The 17,679-nt window shown below is 60.5% G+C and carries 16 protein-coding genes; 13 read left to right on the top strand and 3 right to left on the bottom strand.

From position 1 onward, the window contains the following. Nucleotides 1-6: 6 nt before the first annotated feature. The 3 genes from KGA81_RS06485 to KGA81_RS06475 are packed head-to-tail and all read left to right on the top strand — an operon-like array spanning nt 7 to nt 3,344. A complete protein-coding gene (locus KGA81_RS06485; RefSeq protein WP_223545071.1) occupies nt 7-1,014 on the top strand; it encodes an ATP-binding protein in 1,008 nt (335 codons plus the stop codon). A 53-nt stretch (nt 1,015-1,067) separates the two neighbouring features. After that, entirely contained in the window at nt 1,068-1,670 is a 603-nt protein-coding gene (locus KGA81_RS06480) for a vWA domain-containing protein (protein WP_223545201.1), read from the top strand. 27 nt (nt 1,671-1,697) lie between these two features. Continuing rightward, nucleotides 1,698-3,344 carry a phospholipase D-like domain-containing protein gene (locus tag KGA81_RS06475; RefSeq protein WP_223545070.1) on the top strand — a complete coding sequence of 549 codons (1,647 nt, stop codon included), beginning with the start codon at nt 1,698-1,700 and terminating at the stop codon, nt 3,342-3,344. 107 nt (nt 3,345-3,451) lie between these two features. Here the strand turns inward: KGA81_RS06475 and KGA81_RS06470 are convergent, their stop codons facing one another. Next, the gene (locus KGA81_RS06470; RefSeq protein ID WP_223545069.1) at nt 3,452-4,144 is read right to left on the bottom strand and encodes a hypothetical protein; all 693 of its coding nucleotides are present in this window, start codon (nt 4,142-4,144) and stop codon (nt 3,452-3,454) included. 372 nt (nt 4,145-4,516) lie between these two features. Here KGA81_RS06470 and KGA81_RS06465 point away from each other — a divergent pair, with 372 nt between their 5' ends. From KGA81_RS06465 to KGA81_RS06420, 10 genes are all read left to right on the top strand, one after another. Continuing rightward, complete coding sequence (locus tag KGA81_RS06465) at nt 4,517-5,365, top strand: transporter substrate-binding domain-containing protein (RefSeq protein WP_223545068.1); 849 nt, start codon at nt 4,517-4,519, stop codon at nt 5,363-5,365. Nucleotides 5,366-5,416: 51 nt separating this feature from the next. Then, nucleotides 5,417-6,079 (top strand): amino acid ABC transporter permease, encoded by a 663-nt coding sequence (locus KGA81_RS06460; RefSeq protein ID WP_223545067.1) that lies wholly within the window; start codon nt 5,417-5,419, stop codon nt 6,077-6,079. A gap of 8 nt (nt 6,080-6,087) precedes the next feature. Further along, on the top strand, nt 6,088-6,750 hold the full coding sequence (locus tag KGA81_RS06455; protein WP_223545066.1) for an amino acid ABC transporter permease: 663 nt from the start codon (nt 6,088-6,090) through the stop codon (nt 6,748-6,750). Beyond that, complete coding sequence (locus KGA81_RS06450) at nt 6,747-7,541, top strand: amino acid ABC transporter ATP-binding protein (protein ID WP_223545065.1); 795 nt, start codon at nt 6,747-6,749, stop codon at nt 7,539-7,541. The genes KGA81_RS06455 and KGA81_RS06450 overlap by 4 nt, the downstream gene beginning before the upstream one ends. A 28-nt stretch (nt 7,542-7,569) precedes the next feature. Continuing rightward, nucleotides 7,570-7,959 (top strand): RidA family protein, encoded by a 390-nt coding sequence (locus tag KGA81_RS06445; RefSeq protein WP_223545064.1) that lies wholly within the window; start codon nt 7,570-7,572, stop codon nt 7,957-7,959. A gap of 134 nt (nt 7,960-8,093) precedes the next feature. Further along, entirely contained in the window at nt 8,094-8,858 is a 765-nt protein-coding gene (locus KGA81_RS06440; protein ID WP_223545200.1) for an IclR family transcriptional regulator, read from the top strand. A gap of 39 nt (nt 8,859-8,897) precedes the next feature. After that, complete coding sequence (locus tag KGA81_RS06435) at nt 8,898-10,115, top strand: amino acid deaminase (RefSeq protein ID WP_223545063.1); 1,218 nt, start codon at nt 8,898-8,900, stop codon at nt 10,113-10,115. Between the two features lie 131 nt (nt 10,116-10,246). Continuing rightward, complete coding sequence (locus KGA81_RS06430) at nt 10,247-11,179, top strand: sugar kinase (protein WP_223545062.1); 933 nt, start codon at nt 10,247-10,249, stop codon at nt 11,177-11,179. Between the two features lie 180 nt (nt 11,180-11,359). Next, nucleotides 11,360-13,477, top strand: coding sequence for a putative bifunctional diguanylate cyclase/phosphodiesterase (locus tag KGA81_RS06425; RefSeq protein ID WP_223545061.1), 2,118 nt, complete (start codon nt 11,360-11,362; stop codon nt 13,475-13,477). An 86-nt stretch (nt 13,478-13,563) separates the two neighbouring features. Beyond that, a complete protein-coding gene (locus KGA81_RS06420) occupies nt 13,564-14,310 on the top strand; it encodes an SDR family oxidoreductase (protein WP_223545060.1) in 747 nt (248 codons plus the stop codon). A gap of 150 nt (nt 14,311-14,460) precedes the next feature. On the opposite strand, the gene mapR is transcribed toward KGA81_RS06420, so the two are convergent. Both mapR and ccoG read right to left on the bottom strand, forming a co-directional pair. After that, a complete protein-coding gene (gene mapR / locus KGA81_RS06415) occupies nt 14,461-15,870 on the bottom strand; it encodes a GntR family transcriptional regulator MpaR (RefSeq protein ID WP_223545059.1) in 1,410 nt (469 codons plus the stop codon). Nucleotides 15,871-16,080: 210 nt separating this feature from the next. Continuing rightward, nucleotides 16,081-17,493 (bottom strand): cytochrome c oxidase accessory protein CcoG, encoded by a 1,413-nt coding sequence (gene ccoG / locus KGA81_RS06410; protein WP_223545058.1) that lies wholly within the window; start codon nt 17,491-17,493, stop codon nt 16,081-16,083. Nucleotides 17,494-17,679 lie beyond the last annotated feature (186 nt).

Raw genomic sequence — 17,679 nt, 5'->3', positions numbered from 1 at the left:
CCTGACATGACCGACACCCCCCATTTCCCGCTCTCCGCCGTGGTCGGCGCCGACGATTTGAAGCTGGCCCTTTACCTGACCGCCATCGACCCGAAAATCGGCGGCGTGCTGATCGAAGGTCCGCGGGGCATGGCCAAGTCGACCCTGGCCCGCGGTCTGGCGGACCTGCTGGCCAGCGGTCAGTTCGTCACCTTGCCGCTGGGCGCCACCGAGGAACGCCTGGTAGGCACCCTTGATCTGGATGCCGCGTTGGGCGAAGGGCGCGCACAGTTTTCCCCCGGCGTACTGGCCAAGGCCGATGGTGGCGTGCTCTACGTCGACGAGGTCAATCTGTTGCCCGATCACCTCGTTGATCTGTTGCTCGATGTGGCTGCCAGCGGCACCAATCTGGTCGAGCGTGATGGCATTTCCCATCAGCACTCGGCGAAATTCGTGCTGATTGGCACCATGAACCCGGAAGAGGGTGAACTGCGCCCGCAACTGCTGGACCGTTTCGGCTTGAACGTCGCCCTCGCAGGCCACACCGCGCCTGTCGAGCGCGGCCAGATCATCCGTCGTCGCCTGGATTTCGACAGCGATCCGCAAGGTTTCTGCGCCGAATGGGAGTCGGCGCAGGCGTCTCTGCGCGAACGTTGCCAGAACGCACGCAATGCACTGGCAAGCATTCCCCTCGACGACCAGGCGCTGGCACAGATTACCGAGCGTTGCTTCGCTGCCGGGGTCGATGGCTTGCGCGCCGATCTGGTCTGGCTGCGGGCCGCCCGGGCGCACGCCGCCTGGCGGGGAGCGAAGGCCATTGCCGAGGAAGATATCGACGCCGTCGCCGAGTTCGCCTTGCGCCATCGTCGTCGCGAACATTCGCCACCGATGTCGCACCAATCACCCGCAGCACAGCCGCCCTCCAGTCAGAACCCCGACCCGAGCGAAGGTCAGGGCCAGTGGGGCGAAATGCCCGCTCAAGCGCTGCCGGTCGGCGCACGACGTGAAGTGCCGAGCTGGCCAAAAAAGCCCTAGGCATTCGCCCTCGCTCAGACGCGGGGGCGAATGCCAGACCCCGTGCCGGGCGGCTGGACCACGGCAAACAGGGCAAGCGCCATGCAGCACGCAGCGGCTCGGTCAACTGGCCCGGCACCTTGCTTAATGGTCGGCCCCGTCAGCGTGCTGATCTGTTGTATCAACTGCGCACCCGTTCGCCCCATGAACTGTGGCTGGTGATTGTCGATGCGTCGGCTTCGACCCGCCGTCATCAGGCATTGAGTGATGCCAAAGGCTTGCTGGCGCAGTTGTTCGATGATGCCTATCGCCAACGTGCGCGCCTGGCGTTGCTGACTGCCAGCGGCTCGGTGCCGAAGTGGCAGGTGCAAGGGTTGAAGGCTTCCAACGGTTTGCGCCATTGGCTCGATGGGCTCGGCGCAGGCGGCGGAACGCCATTGCTGGCGGCGCTGGGTGAGGCAGGGCACTGGTTGATGGCGCGGCAAAAACGCTTTCCGGCGGAACAGCAACGGCTATTGTTGGTGACCGATGGACGGCTGAAGGACTGGTCCATGCTGCCGGCAATCGAATGCCCGGGGCTGGTGATCGACATCGAGCGCGGGCCGATTCGCCTCGGACGGGCTAAAGTGCTGGCGGATCAACTGCAAACGCATTATCAGCATATCGATGATTTGTAGCCGAAAAGATCTTCACAGGAGTGACCCATGCGCGTTCTAGCCCGCAATGATCAGGACGATTTTCGCGTCAAGGCTTACGCCGGCACCAATGGCGTACTGTTGGCCATGGACCTGGCCGAATCCCGTCGCATTGGCCTGTTGGGTTTTGCCATTGAAAAACAGCAGGGCAGCAAGCCCTGGATGTTTCTGTTCAATAGCCTGACATTCCCGGACAAGGACCATACCTTCCCCCAGTTCCACGCTACGCCCAGCGATATCGCGCCGTTACAGAAATTCCGCTGGGCCGATTACGCGGCCAATCCGGGGATGACGATTCATTATCGGGTCTACCCGGTCTACGGCAGCCACAATGCGCCACAACCGGGTGAGTTTCTGGAGGTGACGGTCACCTGCGACGATGGTCATCCCGGCAACCAAAGTGTCAACTTCAACCGCGCAGTAGCCGCCAGTCAGGCGTTCGAGCGCAAGTTTCCCGATCTCGATGCGCTCATTGGCAAAAAGAACAAGCTGCCCATCGAAGCCTGGCCCGATGCCCCGCGTAGATGGTTGGAGAACGGTTTGCTCGGGCGCTTGTTGGGGTTTATCGAGCGAGCTGTCGATGGCCAGTGGGCCCTGGATATCGCCATCTATGAGTACCAGTTACAGGTGATTGTCGACGCAGTGGAGGCTGCGCTGGAACGCGGCGTGAAAGTTCGCGTCCTTTATCACGCGCAACCGGGCCAAGACACTACCACCTTGAACGAGCTCAGCCTGAAAAATATCCCCCAGGCGAACAAATGCGGGCGGGTTACCCACAATATCTTTCACAACAAGTTCATGGTCTTGAGTCGGCTCGACGCAGCGGGGCGGCATCAGCCCGAAGCGGTACTCTGCGGCAGTACCAACTTCACCCCCAACGGCGTCTACCGTCAGGCCAACGTGGTGCATGTGCTGGACGATACGCGGCTCGGTACCCGTTATCTGCAAACCTTCGAGCAGGTCTGGAGCACGCCGGCAGATGTCGGCGCCACGCGGAAATGGATCACGCAGCACAACCCGATGGATCCGACGCAGGCGCTTTTCGCCGGGTTCTCGCCGCGCTCGGGCGGGGGGGACCTGGATGAGTTCGTCTCGATCATCAATGCCGCGAAAAAGGATGTGCTGTTCGTCACTGCGTTCACCTTGCCCGACGCCATCCTCAACGCCTTGCTCGGCTTGCCCCATGACGACATCCTGCGCTATGGCCTGCAAAACACCGCCAGCGAAATCACCGGGTTTCACGCCGACCGCACCGCTGAATTCACCACCGTTGCCCTGCTCGACAAAGGGCTGGAAGGCTGGCTCCAGGAAAGCAGGGAGGGGCAGAAGGGCAATATCCTGGTGCACACCAAAGCCATCGTCACTGACTTCACCAGTGATACGCCGACGATCATAAGCGGTAGCCACAACCTCAGCGCCGCAGCCAGCAACGGCAATGACGAAAACTATCTGATCATTCGCGGCGATACCGATCTGGCAGACCGTTATGGCCTGGAGTTGCTGCGGTTCTACGAGCATTACCGCTTTCGCTATTTCGCGAAAAAACTGGCGCTCAAGCAGGTCCAGCCGTTGGCGACGGATAACAGCTGGACTGATCAGTATTACCGCGCGGGGGATCTACGGATGTTGTCGCGATTGCGGTTTACCGGCCAATAGCGATCCATCAGTCCGCGTTCATGGCTCGGCTATCCAGTTGTCTTTTTTTCAGAGACTTCGCTTTTTCATTCTTGTTTTTTATTGGCAAGAACTGTTTGTGACACGGGTTAGGCAAACGACTCGTTGTTTTGGTTCTCCGCATAAGCACGGGGTTCATCCCCAGGTTGTAACAGAGCGACGGACAATTGATATGCAATGGTTCTGTCTGGTTTCCAATTAATAAAGCCCCCCAGCCCCATTGACGGCGGGTGAAGCGTTGCGCCCCCAAAAGTGTCTCCGGGGTGAAGCGAGAATATCGTGGTGGTAGACGTTTTTATCGGGAAGAAAATGGCGCCAGGGTAAGTGCCGCACATTGAAAATCCAGGGAGGTCTTCGCTGCACTTCACAGAGGGTTCTTGTCCAACGACCAGTTTGGTGGGGGGCGAACTGACACCGTTCACGAAAACCGAGAATGAAATCCCCTTGCCAGGCAGGTTCTGCAGGTTTAGCGGGGTCATCGTGAAGTCACCATTGGCGAGGGTGGTGACCTGTTTAAGGATGGTTCCATCACTGGTTAATGCAGTCACCATGAACGGCCCCAAAGTTCCTGTACCGACGATAGTCCCCGTAATCGATGTCGCGTTTTTTGACAGCGGTGTCGTGACGCAAACTTCCGGACCGTTTTGGCCGATCAATTGTTTGTTGACCAGATCTTTGCACTCTTCGAGCACAGAGGTCACAGATGTGTCCTGTTGAACGTTACAGCCTGTTAAACCAACTCCCAGTACTGCACAGAAAAATAATCCCTTTGGCGTCTTCATCTCAAATTCCCTTGATTGGCGCTGTGTATGAATCAGATGAGACTCCAGTATTTCTACATGCCTTGCGGGGGTCTACTGTCAAAGTTGACAGTAGTGACAGCAGGCTTGGACGCAGATGGACCAGTGACATGTTGTGGTCATGTGCGCACTGAATGAGCGTTATCAATCCAGCCTGTAGCCATCGGTAGCACTTGCTTGACGGGATGATGAGTAACGCCCTTTGCCGGTTTTAGCGCATGCCGTTGATTCAATTCGAGTTTCAAACCGACCAGGTTTTCTGCCTCGGTGTGTGGCACACTTTCTGCTGTCTATTCCGTTGTTACATACCAAGTTCCGGTATAGCGGAATAAACATCACCCAGGAGTGCTTGCCATGCATCGCCGACCTTCCTTGTTCACAGCATGTGTTTTTCTGTTAGCAGCCTCTGCTGCTGCCATGGGCGTGGCCCAGGCGGCGGACAGCAAGCTCGACAGCGTTCTGGCCCGCGGCAAACTGATTGTAGGCACTGGCAGCACTAACGCGCCGTGGCACTTCCAGGGCGCCGACGGCAAGTTGCAAGGCTTTGATATCGATATCGCGCGCATGGTGGCCAAGGGGTTGTTCAACGACCCGAGCAAGGTCGAGTTCGTGGTGCAGTCGTCCGACGCGCGAATCCCCAACCTGCTGACCGACAAGGTCGACATGAGCTGCCAGTTCATCACCGTGACGGCCAGCCGTGCCCAGCAAGTGGCGTTCACCCTGCCGTATTACCGAGAAGGTGTCGGCCTGCTGCTGCCGGCGAACAGCAAGTACAAGGAAATCGATGACATGAAAGCCGCCGGTGACAGTCTCACCGTGGCGGTGCTGCAAAACGTCTACGCCGAAGAACTGGTGCACCAGGCGCTGCCCAAGGCCAAGGTCGATCAGTACGACAGCGTGGACCTGATGTACCAGGCCGTGAACTCCGGCCGCGCCGACGCGGCGGCCACCGATCAGTCTTCGGTGAAATACCTGATGGTGCAGAACCCCGGCCGATATCGCAGCCCGGCCTATGCCTGGAGCCCGCAGACCTATGCGTGCGCGGTCAAGCGCGGCGATCAGGACTGGCTGAACTTCGTCAACACCACCCTGCATGAAGCCATGACCGGCGTTGAGTTCCCGACTTACGCGGCATCGTTCAAACAGTGGTTCGGTGTGGATCTGCCAACGCCGGCGATTGGCTTTCCAGTCGAATTCAAATGACTCCGTGAGAGCGGGGCGATTTGAGTCACCCCGCTCAAGGTACTGCTGACCATGAACTATCAGTTGAACTTTGCCGCCGTCTGGCGCGATTTCGACACCTTGCTGGCGGGGCTCGGCATGGGCCTTGAACTGGCACTGGTGTCGATCGCCATCGGCTGCGTGATCGGCCTGATGATGGCGTTTGCCTTGCTGTCGAAGTACCGCGCATTGCGGGTGCTGGCGTCGGTGTATGTCACGGTGATTCGTAACACGCCGATCCTGGTGTTGATTCTGTCGATCTACTTTGCGTTGCCGAGCCTGGGGATCCGGCTGGACAAGATTCCCTCGTTCATCATCACCCTGTCGCTGTACGCCGGGGCCTACCTGACCGAAGTGTTCCGCGGCGGTTTGCTGAGCATTCCCAAGGGCCTGCGCGAAGCCGGGCTGGCCATCGGCCTGGGCGAGTGGCAGGTCAAGGCCTACGTCACTGTGCCGGTAATGCTGCGCAATGTGTTGCCGGCCCTGTCGAACAACTTCATTTCGCTGTTCAAGGACACCTCGCTGGCGGCCGCGATTGCCGTACCGGAGCTGACCTATTACGCGCGCAAGATCAATGTCGAGAGCTACCGGGTGATTGAAACCTGGCTGGTGACCACGGCGCTATATGTGGCGGCCTGTTACCTCATTGCCATGATGCTGCGTTACCTCGAACAGCGTCTGGCGATTCGCCGATAGGAGGCTCCATGTACGAATCCCCCAGTTGGTTGCATGAGTTGTGGGTGGCGCGGGAAGTGCTGTGGCAAGGCTTTCTGACCAGCGTCCAGGTGTCGGTGCTGGCGATTTCGCTCGGCACGCTGGTCGGCGTCGTCGCCGGGCTGGTGCTGACCTACGGAAAATTCTGGATGCGCGCACCGTTTCGTTTTTATGTCGATGTGATTCGCGGCACGCCCGTGTTCGTGCTGGTGCTGGCGTGCTTTTACATGGCGCCGGCGCTGGGCTGGCAGATCAGCGCGTTCCAGGCCGGTGCGCTGGGGCTGACGCTGTTCTGCGGCTCCCACGTCGCCGAGATCGTACGCGGTGCCTTGCAGGCCTTGCCGCTTGGGCAGATGGAGGCTAGCAAGGCCATCGGCCTGACGTTCTACCAGGCCCTCGGTTACGTGCTGTTGCCCCAGGCGCTGCGGCAAATCCTGCCGACCTGGGTCAACTCATCCACCGAGATCGTCAAGGCTTCGACCCTGTTGTCGGTGATCGGCGTCGCCGAATTGCTGCTCAGCACCCAGCAGATCATCGCCCGGACCTTCATGACCCTGGAGTTTTATCTGTTCGCCGGATTCCTGTTCTTCGTCATCAACTACGGCATCGAGTTACTCGGCCGGCACATTGAAAAGCGGGTGGCTTTGCCATGACTCAGACTCAATCCAATGCACAAAACGGCCAACCGCTGCTGGACATTCGCGGCCTGCACAAGCGTTACGACCAGCTCGAGGTGCTCAAGGGCGTCGATCTGACGATGCAGCGCGGCAACGTAGTGACGTTGATCGGTTCCAGCGGCTCGGGCAAGACCACGCTGCTGCGCTGCGTGAACATGCTCGAAGAGTTCCAGGGCGGGCAGATCCTGCTCGACGGCGAGTCCATCGGTTATGACGAGGTCAACGGCAAACGCATCCGCCATCCGGAAAAAGTCATTGCCCGTCATCGTGCCATGACCGGCATGGCGTTCCAGCAGTTCAACCTGTTCCCGCACCTGACTGCATTGCAGAACGTCACCCTGGGTCTGCTCAAGGTCAAGAAACTGCACAAGGACGAGGCCGTGGCCCTGGCCGAGAAATGGCTCGAGCGCGTCGGCCTGCTGGAGCGTCGCGATCACTTTCCCGGTCAGTTGTCTGGCGGGCAGCAGCAGCGCGTGGCGATCGCCCGCGCCATCGCCATGAACCCGAGCCTGATGCTGTTCGACGAAGTGACCTCAGCCCTGGACCCGGAACTGGTGGGCGAAGTGCTGAGCGTGATCAAGGGCCTGGCCGAAGACGGAATGACCATGCTGCTGGTGACCCACGAAATGCGCTTTGCTTTCGAGGTTTCGGACAAGATCGTTTTCATGAATCAGGGGCGTATCGAAGAGCAGGGGCCGCCCAAGGACCTGTTCGAGCGCCCGCAATCGCCACGACTGGCGGAATTTCTCAAAAACACTCGCTTTTAACGTCATTTTCAAAGCAGGAGACACGCCCATGAGCATTACTCGTTACGGCACCGGCAGCACCGCCGGCGGCGGTCAGCCCCGTCCTTTTGCCCGTGCTGTCGAAGCCGATGGCTGGCTGCACGTGTCTGGCCAGGTGCCGGCGCTGGATGGCGAGATCATTGTCGGAGGCATCGTCGAGCAGACTCATCAGACCATGAAGAACCTGATCGCCATCCTTGAAGAGGCCGGTTATGGCCTCGAAGACGTGGTGCGCACTGGCGTGTGGCTGGAAGACCCGCGGGATTTCTGGAGCTTCAACAAGGTGTTCTCCGAATACTTCAAACCCGAACACGCCCCGGCGCGGGCCTGCGTGCAGGCGAGCATGATGGTCGACTGCAAGGTCGAGATCGACTGCATTGCGTACAAGAAAAAGGCTTGATCGGCGGTTGCTCTTGTAGGAGCTGCCGAAGGCTGCGATCTTCTGGCGTTTTTTGATGGGTGCTGCCAAGGCAAGATCAAAAGATCGCAGCCTGCGGCAGCTCCTACGGGCGACTTTGAATGGGAACCACTGAAATGACCGAAGACATCATCAAGCGCCGGGCTCGCGGTCTGGACCGGGCGTTCGATATCCTCGATTTCCTCAAGGAGATCGGCCAGCCTCTGCGCCCGAACGACATTGCCAACGGCATCGGCAGCCCCAAATCCACGGTCTACGAACTGGTGGCTTCGCTGCTGGAACGACGGATCCTGGAGCCGGTGGGCAAGGATGGTCATGTCTACCTCGGTCGTCAGTTGTACTTTCTCGGCCAGGCCCATTTGCGCCATTTCGACCTGGCCCGTGAAGCCGATCACGCCTTGCAGGAAATCGTCAGCCAGACCCGTGAAACGGCGCAGATGTGTCTGCTCAACGGGCGCAAATACACCGTTGCGCTGATGAAGGAGGGGGAACGGCATTTCCGCATTTCCTCGGACATCGGCGAAAACGCACCCATTCCCTGGACCGCCTCCGGGCGTTTGTTGCTGGCGCACCTGAGCGACCAGGAAATCGTCGACCTGATCGACCACGACGACTTCATTCTGCCCGACGGCGAGCGCTTGCCGCTGGAACAGTTTCTCAAGGAAATCCGTCAGGCCGGGATCGATGGATTTTTTTCTTTCGATAGCGTCGCCGACACCTTTACCCATTGCTTCGCCGCCCCGGTCAAAGACCCAGGCGGCGTGGCCATCGCGACTCTGTGTATCGTCGCTCCACGAGCCGATGCCAGGAAAAACTACAATGACTACCGCCGGGTGCTGATCGACAGCGCCAACAGCCTGGCCCGTCGCATCAACGAATAACAGCGGCTGCCCGCGGCCGCTTGAACGAGGAGTTCGACCATGTCTTCTGCCCCCCATACTGCCAACGTGGACAAAGGCGCTGCCCCGATCGGTGCCAGCCTGGTGCGTGACGTCAGCCTGCCCGCGCTGGTGCTGCACCGCGAGGCGCTGGAGCACAACATTCGCTGGATGCAGGACTTCGTCAGCAACAGCGGCGCGCAACTGGCACCCCACGGCAAAACCAGCATGACCCCGGCGCTGTTCCGTCGCCAACTGGACGCCGGTGCCTGGGGCATCACCCTGGCCAGCGCCACGCAAACCCGTGCCGCTTACGCCCATGGTGTGCGCCGGGTGCTGATGGCCAACCAGTTGGTCGGCACGCCGAACATGGCGCTGATCGCGGACCTGTTGGCCGACCCGACGTTCGATTTCTATTGCATGGTCGATCACCCGGACAACGTTGCCGACCTCGGCGCCTATTTCGCCTCCCGTGGCGTGCGCCTGAACGTGATGATCGAGTACGGCGTGGTCGGCGGTCGTTGCGGTTGCCGCAGCGAACAGCAAGTGCTCGATCTGGCCAAGGCCATCGCCGCGCAACCGGCCCTGGCCCTGACCGGGATCGAAGGCTACGAAGGTGTGATCCATGGCGATCACGCCGTGACCGGTATCCGCGATTTCGCCGCGTCACTGGTGCGCCTGGCGGTGCAGTTGCAGGACAGCGGCGCCTTCGCCATTGCCAAGCCGATCATCACCGCGTCGGGCTCGGCCTGGTATGACCTGATTGCCGAATCCTTCGAAGCGCAGAACGCCGGTGGACGTTTCCTCAGCGTACTGCGTCCAGGCAGTTACGTGGCTCATGACCATGGCATCTACAAGCAAGCGCAGTGCTGCGTTCTCGACCGTCGCAGCGATCTGCACGAAGGCCTGCGTCCGGCGCTGGAAGTGTGGGCGCATGTGCAGTCGTTGCCGGAGCCAGGGTTTGCGGTGATTGCCCTGGGCAAGCGCGACGTGGCCTACGACGCCGGCTTGCCGGTGCCGTTGTTGCGGTACAAGGCGGGTGTGGTGCCGGCCCAAGGCGATGATGTGAGTGCGTGCAAGGTGACCGCGGTGATGGATCAGCACGCGTTCATGACCGTGGCGCCAGGGGTTGAACTGCGGGTGGGCGACATCATTTCGTTCGGCACTTCGCATCCGTGCCTGACGTTCGACAAATGGCGAGTCGGCTGTCTGGTGGACGAACAACTGAACGTCATCGAGACCATGGAAACCTGTTTCTAAAGGATTGAGACCGAGTTGCGGCCATCGCGAGCAAGCTCGCTCCCACAGGGGAACGCATTCCAATGTGGGAGCGAGCTTGCTCGCGATGAGGCCCAACCAGACAATACCGAAACACCAGAGCCCCCACAATAATGAACACCATCAACACCCTGGGCCCCAACCCTCCACGCATCGCCCTGATCGGCGAATGCATGATCGAGTTGCAGCATCGCGCCGACGGCAGCCTGCAACAGAGTTTCGGTGGCGACACCCTGAACACGGCGGTGTACCTGTCCCGGGAACTGGGCGAGAACGGCACCGTGGATTACGTCACGGCCTTGGGCGATGACAGTTTCAGCGACGCGATGTGCCGGAGTTGGGCGGCGGAAAATATCGGGCTCGGCATGGTTCAGCGCCTGCCCGGACGTCTGCCGGGTTTGTATTGTATCCAGACCGACGCGGCCGGCGAGCGGCGCTTTCTGTACTGGCGCAATGAAGCGGCGGTACGCGATTGCTTCACCACCCCGGCCGCCGCACCGATCCTCGCGGCGCTGCCGGATTACGACGTGCTGTACTTCAGTGGCATCACCCTGGCGGTCATCGGCGTGCAAGGCCGGGAAAAGTTGCTGGACACCCTGATCGAAGCCCGCCAGCGCGATGCGCGGATTGTGTTCGACAACAACTACCGGCCACGGCTGTGGGCGTCGGTCGAGGACGCCCGGGCGGCGTATCGCCGTGTGCTGGCGCAGGTCGATCTGGCGTTGCTGACAGTGGATGACGAGCAGGCGTTGTTTGGTTATGCCGATTGTGACGCGGTGTTTGCCGCGTATGAGCAGATGGGTACGCCGGAAGTGGTGCTCAAGCGCGGCGCCCAAGCGTGCCTGATTCGTTGTGATGGCGAGTCGTTCGAGGTGCCGGCGCTGAAAGTCGAGCGGGTGGTGGACACCACGGCGGCGGGGGATTCGTTCAGTGCTGCGTATCTGGCCTCGCGGCTCAAGGGCGGCAGCCCGGTGGATGCCGCCGAGGCCGGGCATCGGTTGGCGAGCCGGGTGATTCAGGTACCGGGGGCGTTGATCCCAAGGTAAACGGTGAATGGCCGGTGGCTGCGCCATCGGATCGTGAGCAGGCTCGCCACACGGGTTCATCGGACTGATGGCTTTTTGCTTATTTTGTGGGTGCGTTCTCATTTGGAATCAGTACAATCGCCGCATTTGCCCCCCGGCCAGAATCGATACCATAGACGGGGGCATGCGCGAGAAGTCCCCATGCTCATCGGTAGCTATTCCCCCACCCTGGTCATCATTTCACTCTGTGTAGCGATTCTCGCCTCATACACCGCACTTGACCTGACCGGACGCATTGCCACCGCCAAAGGCCGCGCCGTGCATTTGTGGACCGCGGGCGGGGCCATTGCCATGGGCATCGGCATCTGGTCGATGCACTTTATCGGCATGCTCGCGTTCAAGTTGCCGGTCGACCTGGGCTACGACGGCACGATCACCCTGTTGTCGCTGCTGATTGGCGTGCTCTCCAGCGGTTTTGCGCTGTGGCTGGTCAGCCAACCGCAATTGCCGGCCTGGCAGTTGGCCTTTGGCGCGTTGGTCATGGGTGCCGGCATTAGCGCTATGCACTACACCGGCATGGCCGCCATGCGCATGCAACCGGGCATCGACTACGATCCGACGCTGTTCGGCGCTTCGCTTCTGATCGCGGTCGGTGCATCGGGCGCGGCACTGTGGATTGCTTTCCGCCTGCGCCGGCACACGCCTTATGTCCGTCTGATCCGTGGTGGTGCCGCGGTGATCATGGGCATTGCCATCGTCGGCATGCACTACACCGGCATGGCCGCCGCACGCTTTGCCGATGGCAGTTTTTGCGGGGCGGCGGTCAATGGTCTGAGCGACAAGGGCCTGGACAATCTGGTGCTGGTCACCACGCTGGCGGTGCTGAGCATCGCTTTGCTGACCTCGATCCTCGATGCGCGCCTGGAGGCCCGCACCGCGAGCCTGGCCGAGTCGCTGACCGAGGCTAACCGTGAACTGACCCAACTGGCTCTGCACGACACCCTCACCGGGTTGCCGAACCGGATGTTGCTTGCCGATCGTATCGATCAGGCCATGTCGCGGGTCCGGGAAGAGGGTGGCTGCTTTGCCCTGATGTTCATCGATCTGGACGGCTTCAAACCGGTCAACGATGCCTTTGGTCACCATATGGGTGATCTGCTGTTGCGCGAAGTGGCCGTGCGCCTGCGCGAAGACTTGCGTAGCCACGATACCCTGGCGCGGATCGGCGGCGATGAGTTTGTGTTGCTGGTGCAATTGAGCGAGCAGATCGACGCCTTGAACCTCGCGGCCCGCCAGGTCGGGCTGATCGCGCGGGCGTTCCGGGTTGCCGAACATGATTTGCACATTTCCGCCAGCGTCGGCATCGCGCTCTACCCGGGTAACGGGCAGTCCGCCCACGAATTGCTGATGAACGCCGACGCGGCGATGTATCACGCCAAGGGCGCGGGTAAAAACGGCTACAGTTTTTTCGATGCCTCGATGAACAGTAATGCCCGCAAACAGCTGCAATTGCTGCAGGACTTGCGCAATGCCGTGGAACAGCAGGAATTCAGCCTGTATTACCAACCCAAGTTCGACGCCGCCAATGGTCGCCCGGTGGGCGCCGAGGCCTTGTTGCGCTGGGAGCACCCGACGCAAGGGATACTGTTGCCGGATACATTCATCGAGCTGGCAGAAAAAACCGGGCTGATCATTCCGATCGGCGAATGGGTGCTCAACGAAGCCTGTCGCCAGATGCGCGAGTGGTACGTGTCGGGCTATACCGATTGGCGCATTGCGGTGAACCTTTCGGCCATCCAGTTCTGTCATCCCGGGCTGGTCCAGAGCGTCGCCAGAGCGCTGGCGACACACCATCTGCCGGCCAACAGCCTGACCCTGGAAATCACCGAAACCACCGCCATGAGCGATGCCGATGCGAGCATGACGGTGCTTCAGGAACTGTCGGAAATGGGCGTCGACCTGTCCATCGACGATTTTGGTACTGGCTATTCGAGCTTGATGTACCTCAAGCGCCTGCCGGCCAACGAACTGAAGATCGACCGCGGTTTTGTCCGCGACCTGGAGCACGACAGCGATGACGCCGCCATCGTTTCAGCCATCGTCGCCCTCGGTCAGGCGCTGGGGCTGCGCATTGTCGCCGAAGGTGTGGAGACGGGTGTGCAGCAGGACTTCCTGACTCAACTGGGCTGCGATTCGTTGCAGGGGTACCTGCTGGGGCATCCGCTGCCGGCCGCAGGTTTCATGGTGGAAATCCATCGTGGGGAGCAATTGGTCGAGCAGTTGAAAGCCAGTGCCGAGCGCGAAATGTCGATGACATGACAGCTGACGTGAAGCCATGCAAAAAACGTCAATGGCGGTTATTCTTGCCCCCGACCGCTTAAGCTTCGATTTGGGGGAAAGCTCGCATGGACAAAGTCATCATCATTACCGGCGGTAGCCGCGGCATTGGTGCTGCCACCGCTCTGTTGGCCGCCGCGCAGGGCTATCGGATTTGCATCAACTACCAGGCCGACGAACAGGCTGCACTCGGCGTGCTCGAGCAAGTCCGCGCCCTGGGTGCGCATGCCATTGCGGTGCGGGCCGACGTCAGCATCGAAGACGAAGTCATCGCGCTGTTCAATCGGGTAGACAGCGAACTGGGCCGGGTCACCGCGCTGGTGAACAACGCCGGCACCGTCGGGCAAAAGTCCCGCGTCGACGAGATGTCCGAGTTCCGCATTCTCAAAATCATGAAAACCAACGTCCTGGCGCCGATCCTCTGCGCCAAGCACGCGATCCTGCGCATGTCGCCCAAACACGGCGGGCAGGGCGGCAGCATCGTCAACGTGTCTTCGGTGGCCTCGCGTTTGGGCTCGCCCAACGAGTACGTCGACTACGCCGCCTCCAAAGGTGCGCTGGACACCTTCACCATCGGCCTGTCCAAGGAAGTGGCGGGCGAGGGGATTCGGGTCAACGCCGTTCGCCCGGGCTACATCTACACCGATTTCCATGCCTTGAGCGGCGATCCGGACCGGGTCAGCAAACTCGAATCGGGGATTCCGATGGCCCGGGGTGGGCGTCCGGATGAAGTGGCGGAGGCGATTGTCTGGTTGCTGTCGGACAAGGCTTCCTATGCGACGGGGACTTTCGTTGATCTTGGTGGTGGGCGTTAATTGCTGAAACAGGCGTTGTCTGCGCCGGCCTCATCGCGAGCAAGCTCGCTCCCACAGTAGATCTCCATTGCTCACACATTTTGTGTGTACTGAGGAACCTGTGGGAGCGAGCTTGCTCGCGATAGCCATTTATAAAACCACATGGCGCTGTCAGAACGACCGCACAATCCGCCCCAACGTCTCCATCGCCTTCTCCGCAGCCTCGTCCCACGGGCTGCCATAATTCAACCGAATACAATTCCTGAACCGCTGCGCCGGCGAAAAGATCGGCCCCGGTGCAATGCTGATGCCTTGGGCCAGCGCCATCTGAAACAACTTCAGCGAATCCATCTGTTCCGGCAATTCCAGCCACAAAAAGTACCCGCCCGCCGGTTGGCTGACCCGAGTCTGCGCCGGGAAATAGCGGGCGATGGCGGCGAGCATGGCGCTTTGCTGGTCTTCCAGCGCGTGGCGCAATTTACGCAGGTGCCGGTCGTAGCCGCCGTGTTGCAGGTAATCGGCGATGGCGGCCTGGGCTGGCATCGATGCGCACAGTGAGGTCATGAGTTTCAGTCGTTCGATTTTCTGCGCATAGCGCCCGGCGGCGACCCAGCCGATGCGATAGCCGGGGGCCAGGCTTTTGGCGAACGAGCCGCAGTGCATCACCAGGCCTTCGGTATCAAAGGCCTTGGCCGGTTTCGGTGCTTGCTGGCCGTAATACAGTTCGGCGTAGACATCGTCTTCGATCAGCGGCACCTGGTGGCGGCGCAGCAATTCCACAAGCTGCTGTTTCTTTGCCTCGGGCACGGTTGCGCCCATGGGGTTCTGGAAGCTGGTCATACACCAGCAGGCCTTGATCGGATGGCGCTCCAGGGTTTGCTCGAGCACACCGAGGTCGATGCCGTCGCGCGGGTGCACGGGAATTTCCACGGCCTTGAGCTTCAGGCGTTCGAGCACTTGCAGGCAGGCATAGAACGCCGGGGCTTCGATGGCCACCAGGTCGCCAGGCTCCGTCACCGCTTGCAGGCACAGGTTGAGGGCTTCCAGCGCGCCGTTGGTGATCAGCAGTTCTTCCATGGGCAGCATCAGCCCGCCGACCATGTAGCGCAAGGCGATTTGCCGGCGCAGCTGCGGGTTGCCCGGCGACATGTCGGTGACCACCATGCGCGGGTCCATCTCGCGGCTGGCGCTGGCCAGGGAGCGGGACAAGCGTTGCAGGGGAAACAGCGTGGGGCTGGGGAACGCCGAGCCGAAGGGCACGGTGTTCGGGTCCTTGATCGAGTCGAGCACAGAGAACACCAGTTCGCTGACGTCGACCTCGGTGGACTCGTTGACCTGGCTGCTGATCACCGGTTCGCAAAACGGCCGGGGTGCATGGGCGTTGACGAAATAGCCGGAGCGCGGACGGGCGCGGATCAGGCCGCGGCGTTCCAGCAGGTAATAGGCCTGGAACACCGTGGACGGGCTGACGCCGTAGGTCTGGCTCGCGTAGCGCACCGAGGGTACACGCTGGCCCGGGCCGAGGACGCCGGAGCGGATCAGTTCTGCGATGTCGTCGGCGAATTTTTCGTAGCGTTTCATCGGTATCCCGTCATGGAACTCATTCAATCAGTTTTTGTGGCGAGGGGGCTTGCCCCCGTTGGGCTGCGTAGCAGCCCTGTTTGAGTTCCTGCAAATGAATCTGGCTCACTGGTTTGGCGACTGCTGCGCAGTCGAACGGGGTGGTGCGGCATTCCGACAAGCCCCCTCGCCACAGGGGACCGCATTTCACAAGCACCGCAGTGTAAAGGTTCAGCGATTCATCGGTGCAACAAACCGGCTCTTCGCCACGCTGTAGACGTCGGGCTCATCGTTGTCGACCACCATGAAGCCGATGCCCTGTGAGCTGCTGGCCGCACGCTCGGTAAACATCACCACCGACACCGGCACATCGACAATCTCGCCCGGCGCCAGGCTCAATCCGGTCTTGCCCCGCAACTCGAAACCATCGGCATCGACCAGGCGCAATTGGTAGTCCTGATGCTGCTGGGTCTTGTTGATCACCTTCAGACTGTAGATGTTTTCGATCTGTCCCTGGCTGTTCTCACGGAACAGGCCACGGTCCTTGCTGACGTCGAGCGACACCATCGGCCGTTCCACCAGCGCCACCACCAGGGCGGCGATCATCACCAGCAGCACAGCGGTGTAGCCGATCAGGCGCGGACGCAGCAGGTGGGTCTTGCCACCCTGCAACTGGTGCTCGGACGTATAGCTGATCAATCCTGGGGCGTAGCCCATCTTGTCCATGATCGAATCACAGGCGTCGATGCACGCGGCGCACCCGATGCATTCCATCTGCAAGCCATCGCGAATGTCGATACCGGTCGGGCAGACCTGTACGCAAAGCTGGCAATCGATGCAATCGCCCAGGCCGACTTCGGCGGGATTGACCTCCCGTTTGCGCGGGCCACGGTTTTCGCCCCGGGCCACGTCGTAGGAAATGGTCAGGGTGTCCTTGTCGAACATCACGCTCTGGAACCGCGCGTAGGGGCACATGTGCATGCACACCGCTTCACGCAGCCAACCGGCATTGATGTAGGTGGCGCCGGTAAAAAACAGCACCCAGAACAGGCTGACACCGCTGATTTGCAAGGTCAGCAGCTCTTCGGCCAGTGGCCGGATCGGCGTGAAGTAGCCAACGAAGGTCAGGCCGGTCAGCAGGCTGATGGCCAGCCACAAGGTGTGCTTGGCCGCGCGCCGCATCAGTTTGTTCAGGCCCCACGGCGCAGCTTGCAACTTGATCCGCTGGTTGCGCTCGCCCTCGGTAATCTTTTCGCACCACATGAAGATCCACGTCCACGAACTTTGCGGACAGGTGTAGCCGCACCAGACCCGTCCCGCGAATACGGTGATCGCAAACAGGCCGAAGGCGGCGATGATCAAAAGCGCCGACAGCAGGATGAAATCCTGCGGCCAGAAAGTCGCGCCGAAGATATGGAATTTGCTTTCGGAAAGATCCCAGAGCACCGCCTGGCGGCCGCTCCAGTTCAACCACACGGTACCGAAAAACAGCAAAAACAGAAAACCTGCGCCACTGATGCGCAGGTTGCGGAACAGCCCGGTAAAGCTGCGGGTATGGATGTGGTTGTCGCTGGATCTGGCCTTCATCTTCGGACGCGAAGGCTCGAAGGTTTCTACGGTTCGGACGGGGATTCTCTCGCTCATGGTCTTTCGCTCATCAGCCTCCATCAGGCATGAGCACTATGAGCGGCGATCTGTTTGCATAACAGACTCAGGTATTGCATAAAAAAGCGAATCAGATGGTGTCGGGCGCACGGCCTGCGACAACTTGAAGCACCTGCCGCAGAACGGAGCAAACGCCTGTCCACAACAGCTGAGGTGGATGTCGAT

The organism is Pseudomonas sp. A-B-19, assembly GCF_019947515.1.
Classification (GTDB): Bacteria; Pseudomonadota; Gammaproteobacteria; order Pseudomonadales; family Pseudomonadaceae; genus Aquipseudomonas.
This window is presented reverse-complemented; position numbering and strand designations above follow the sequence as displayed.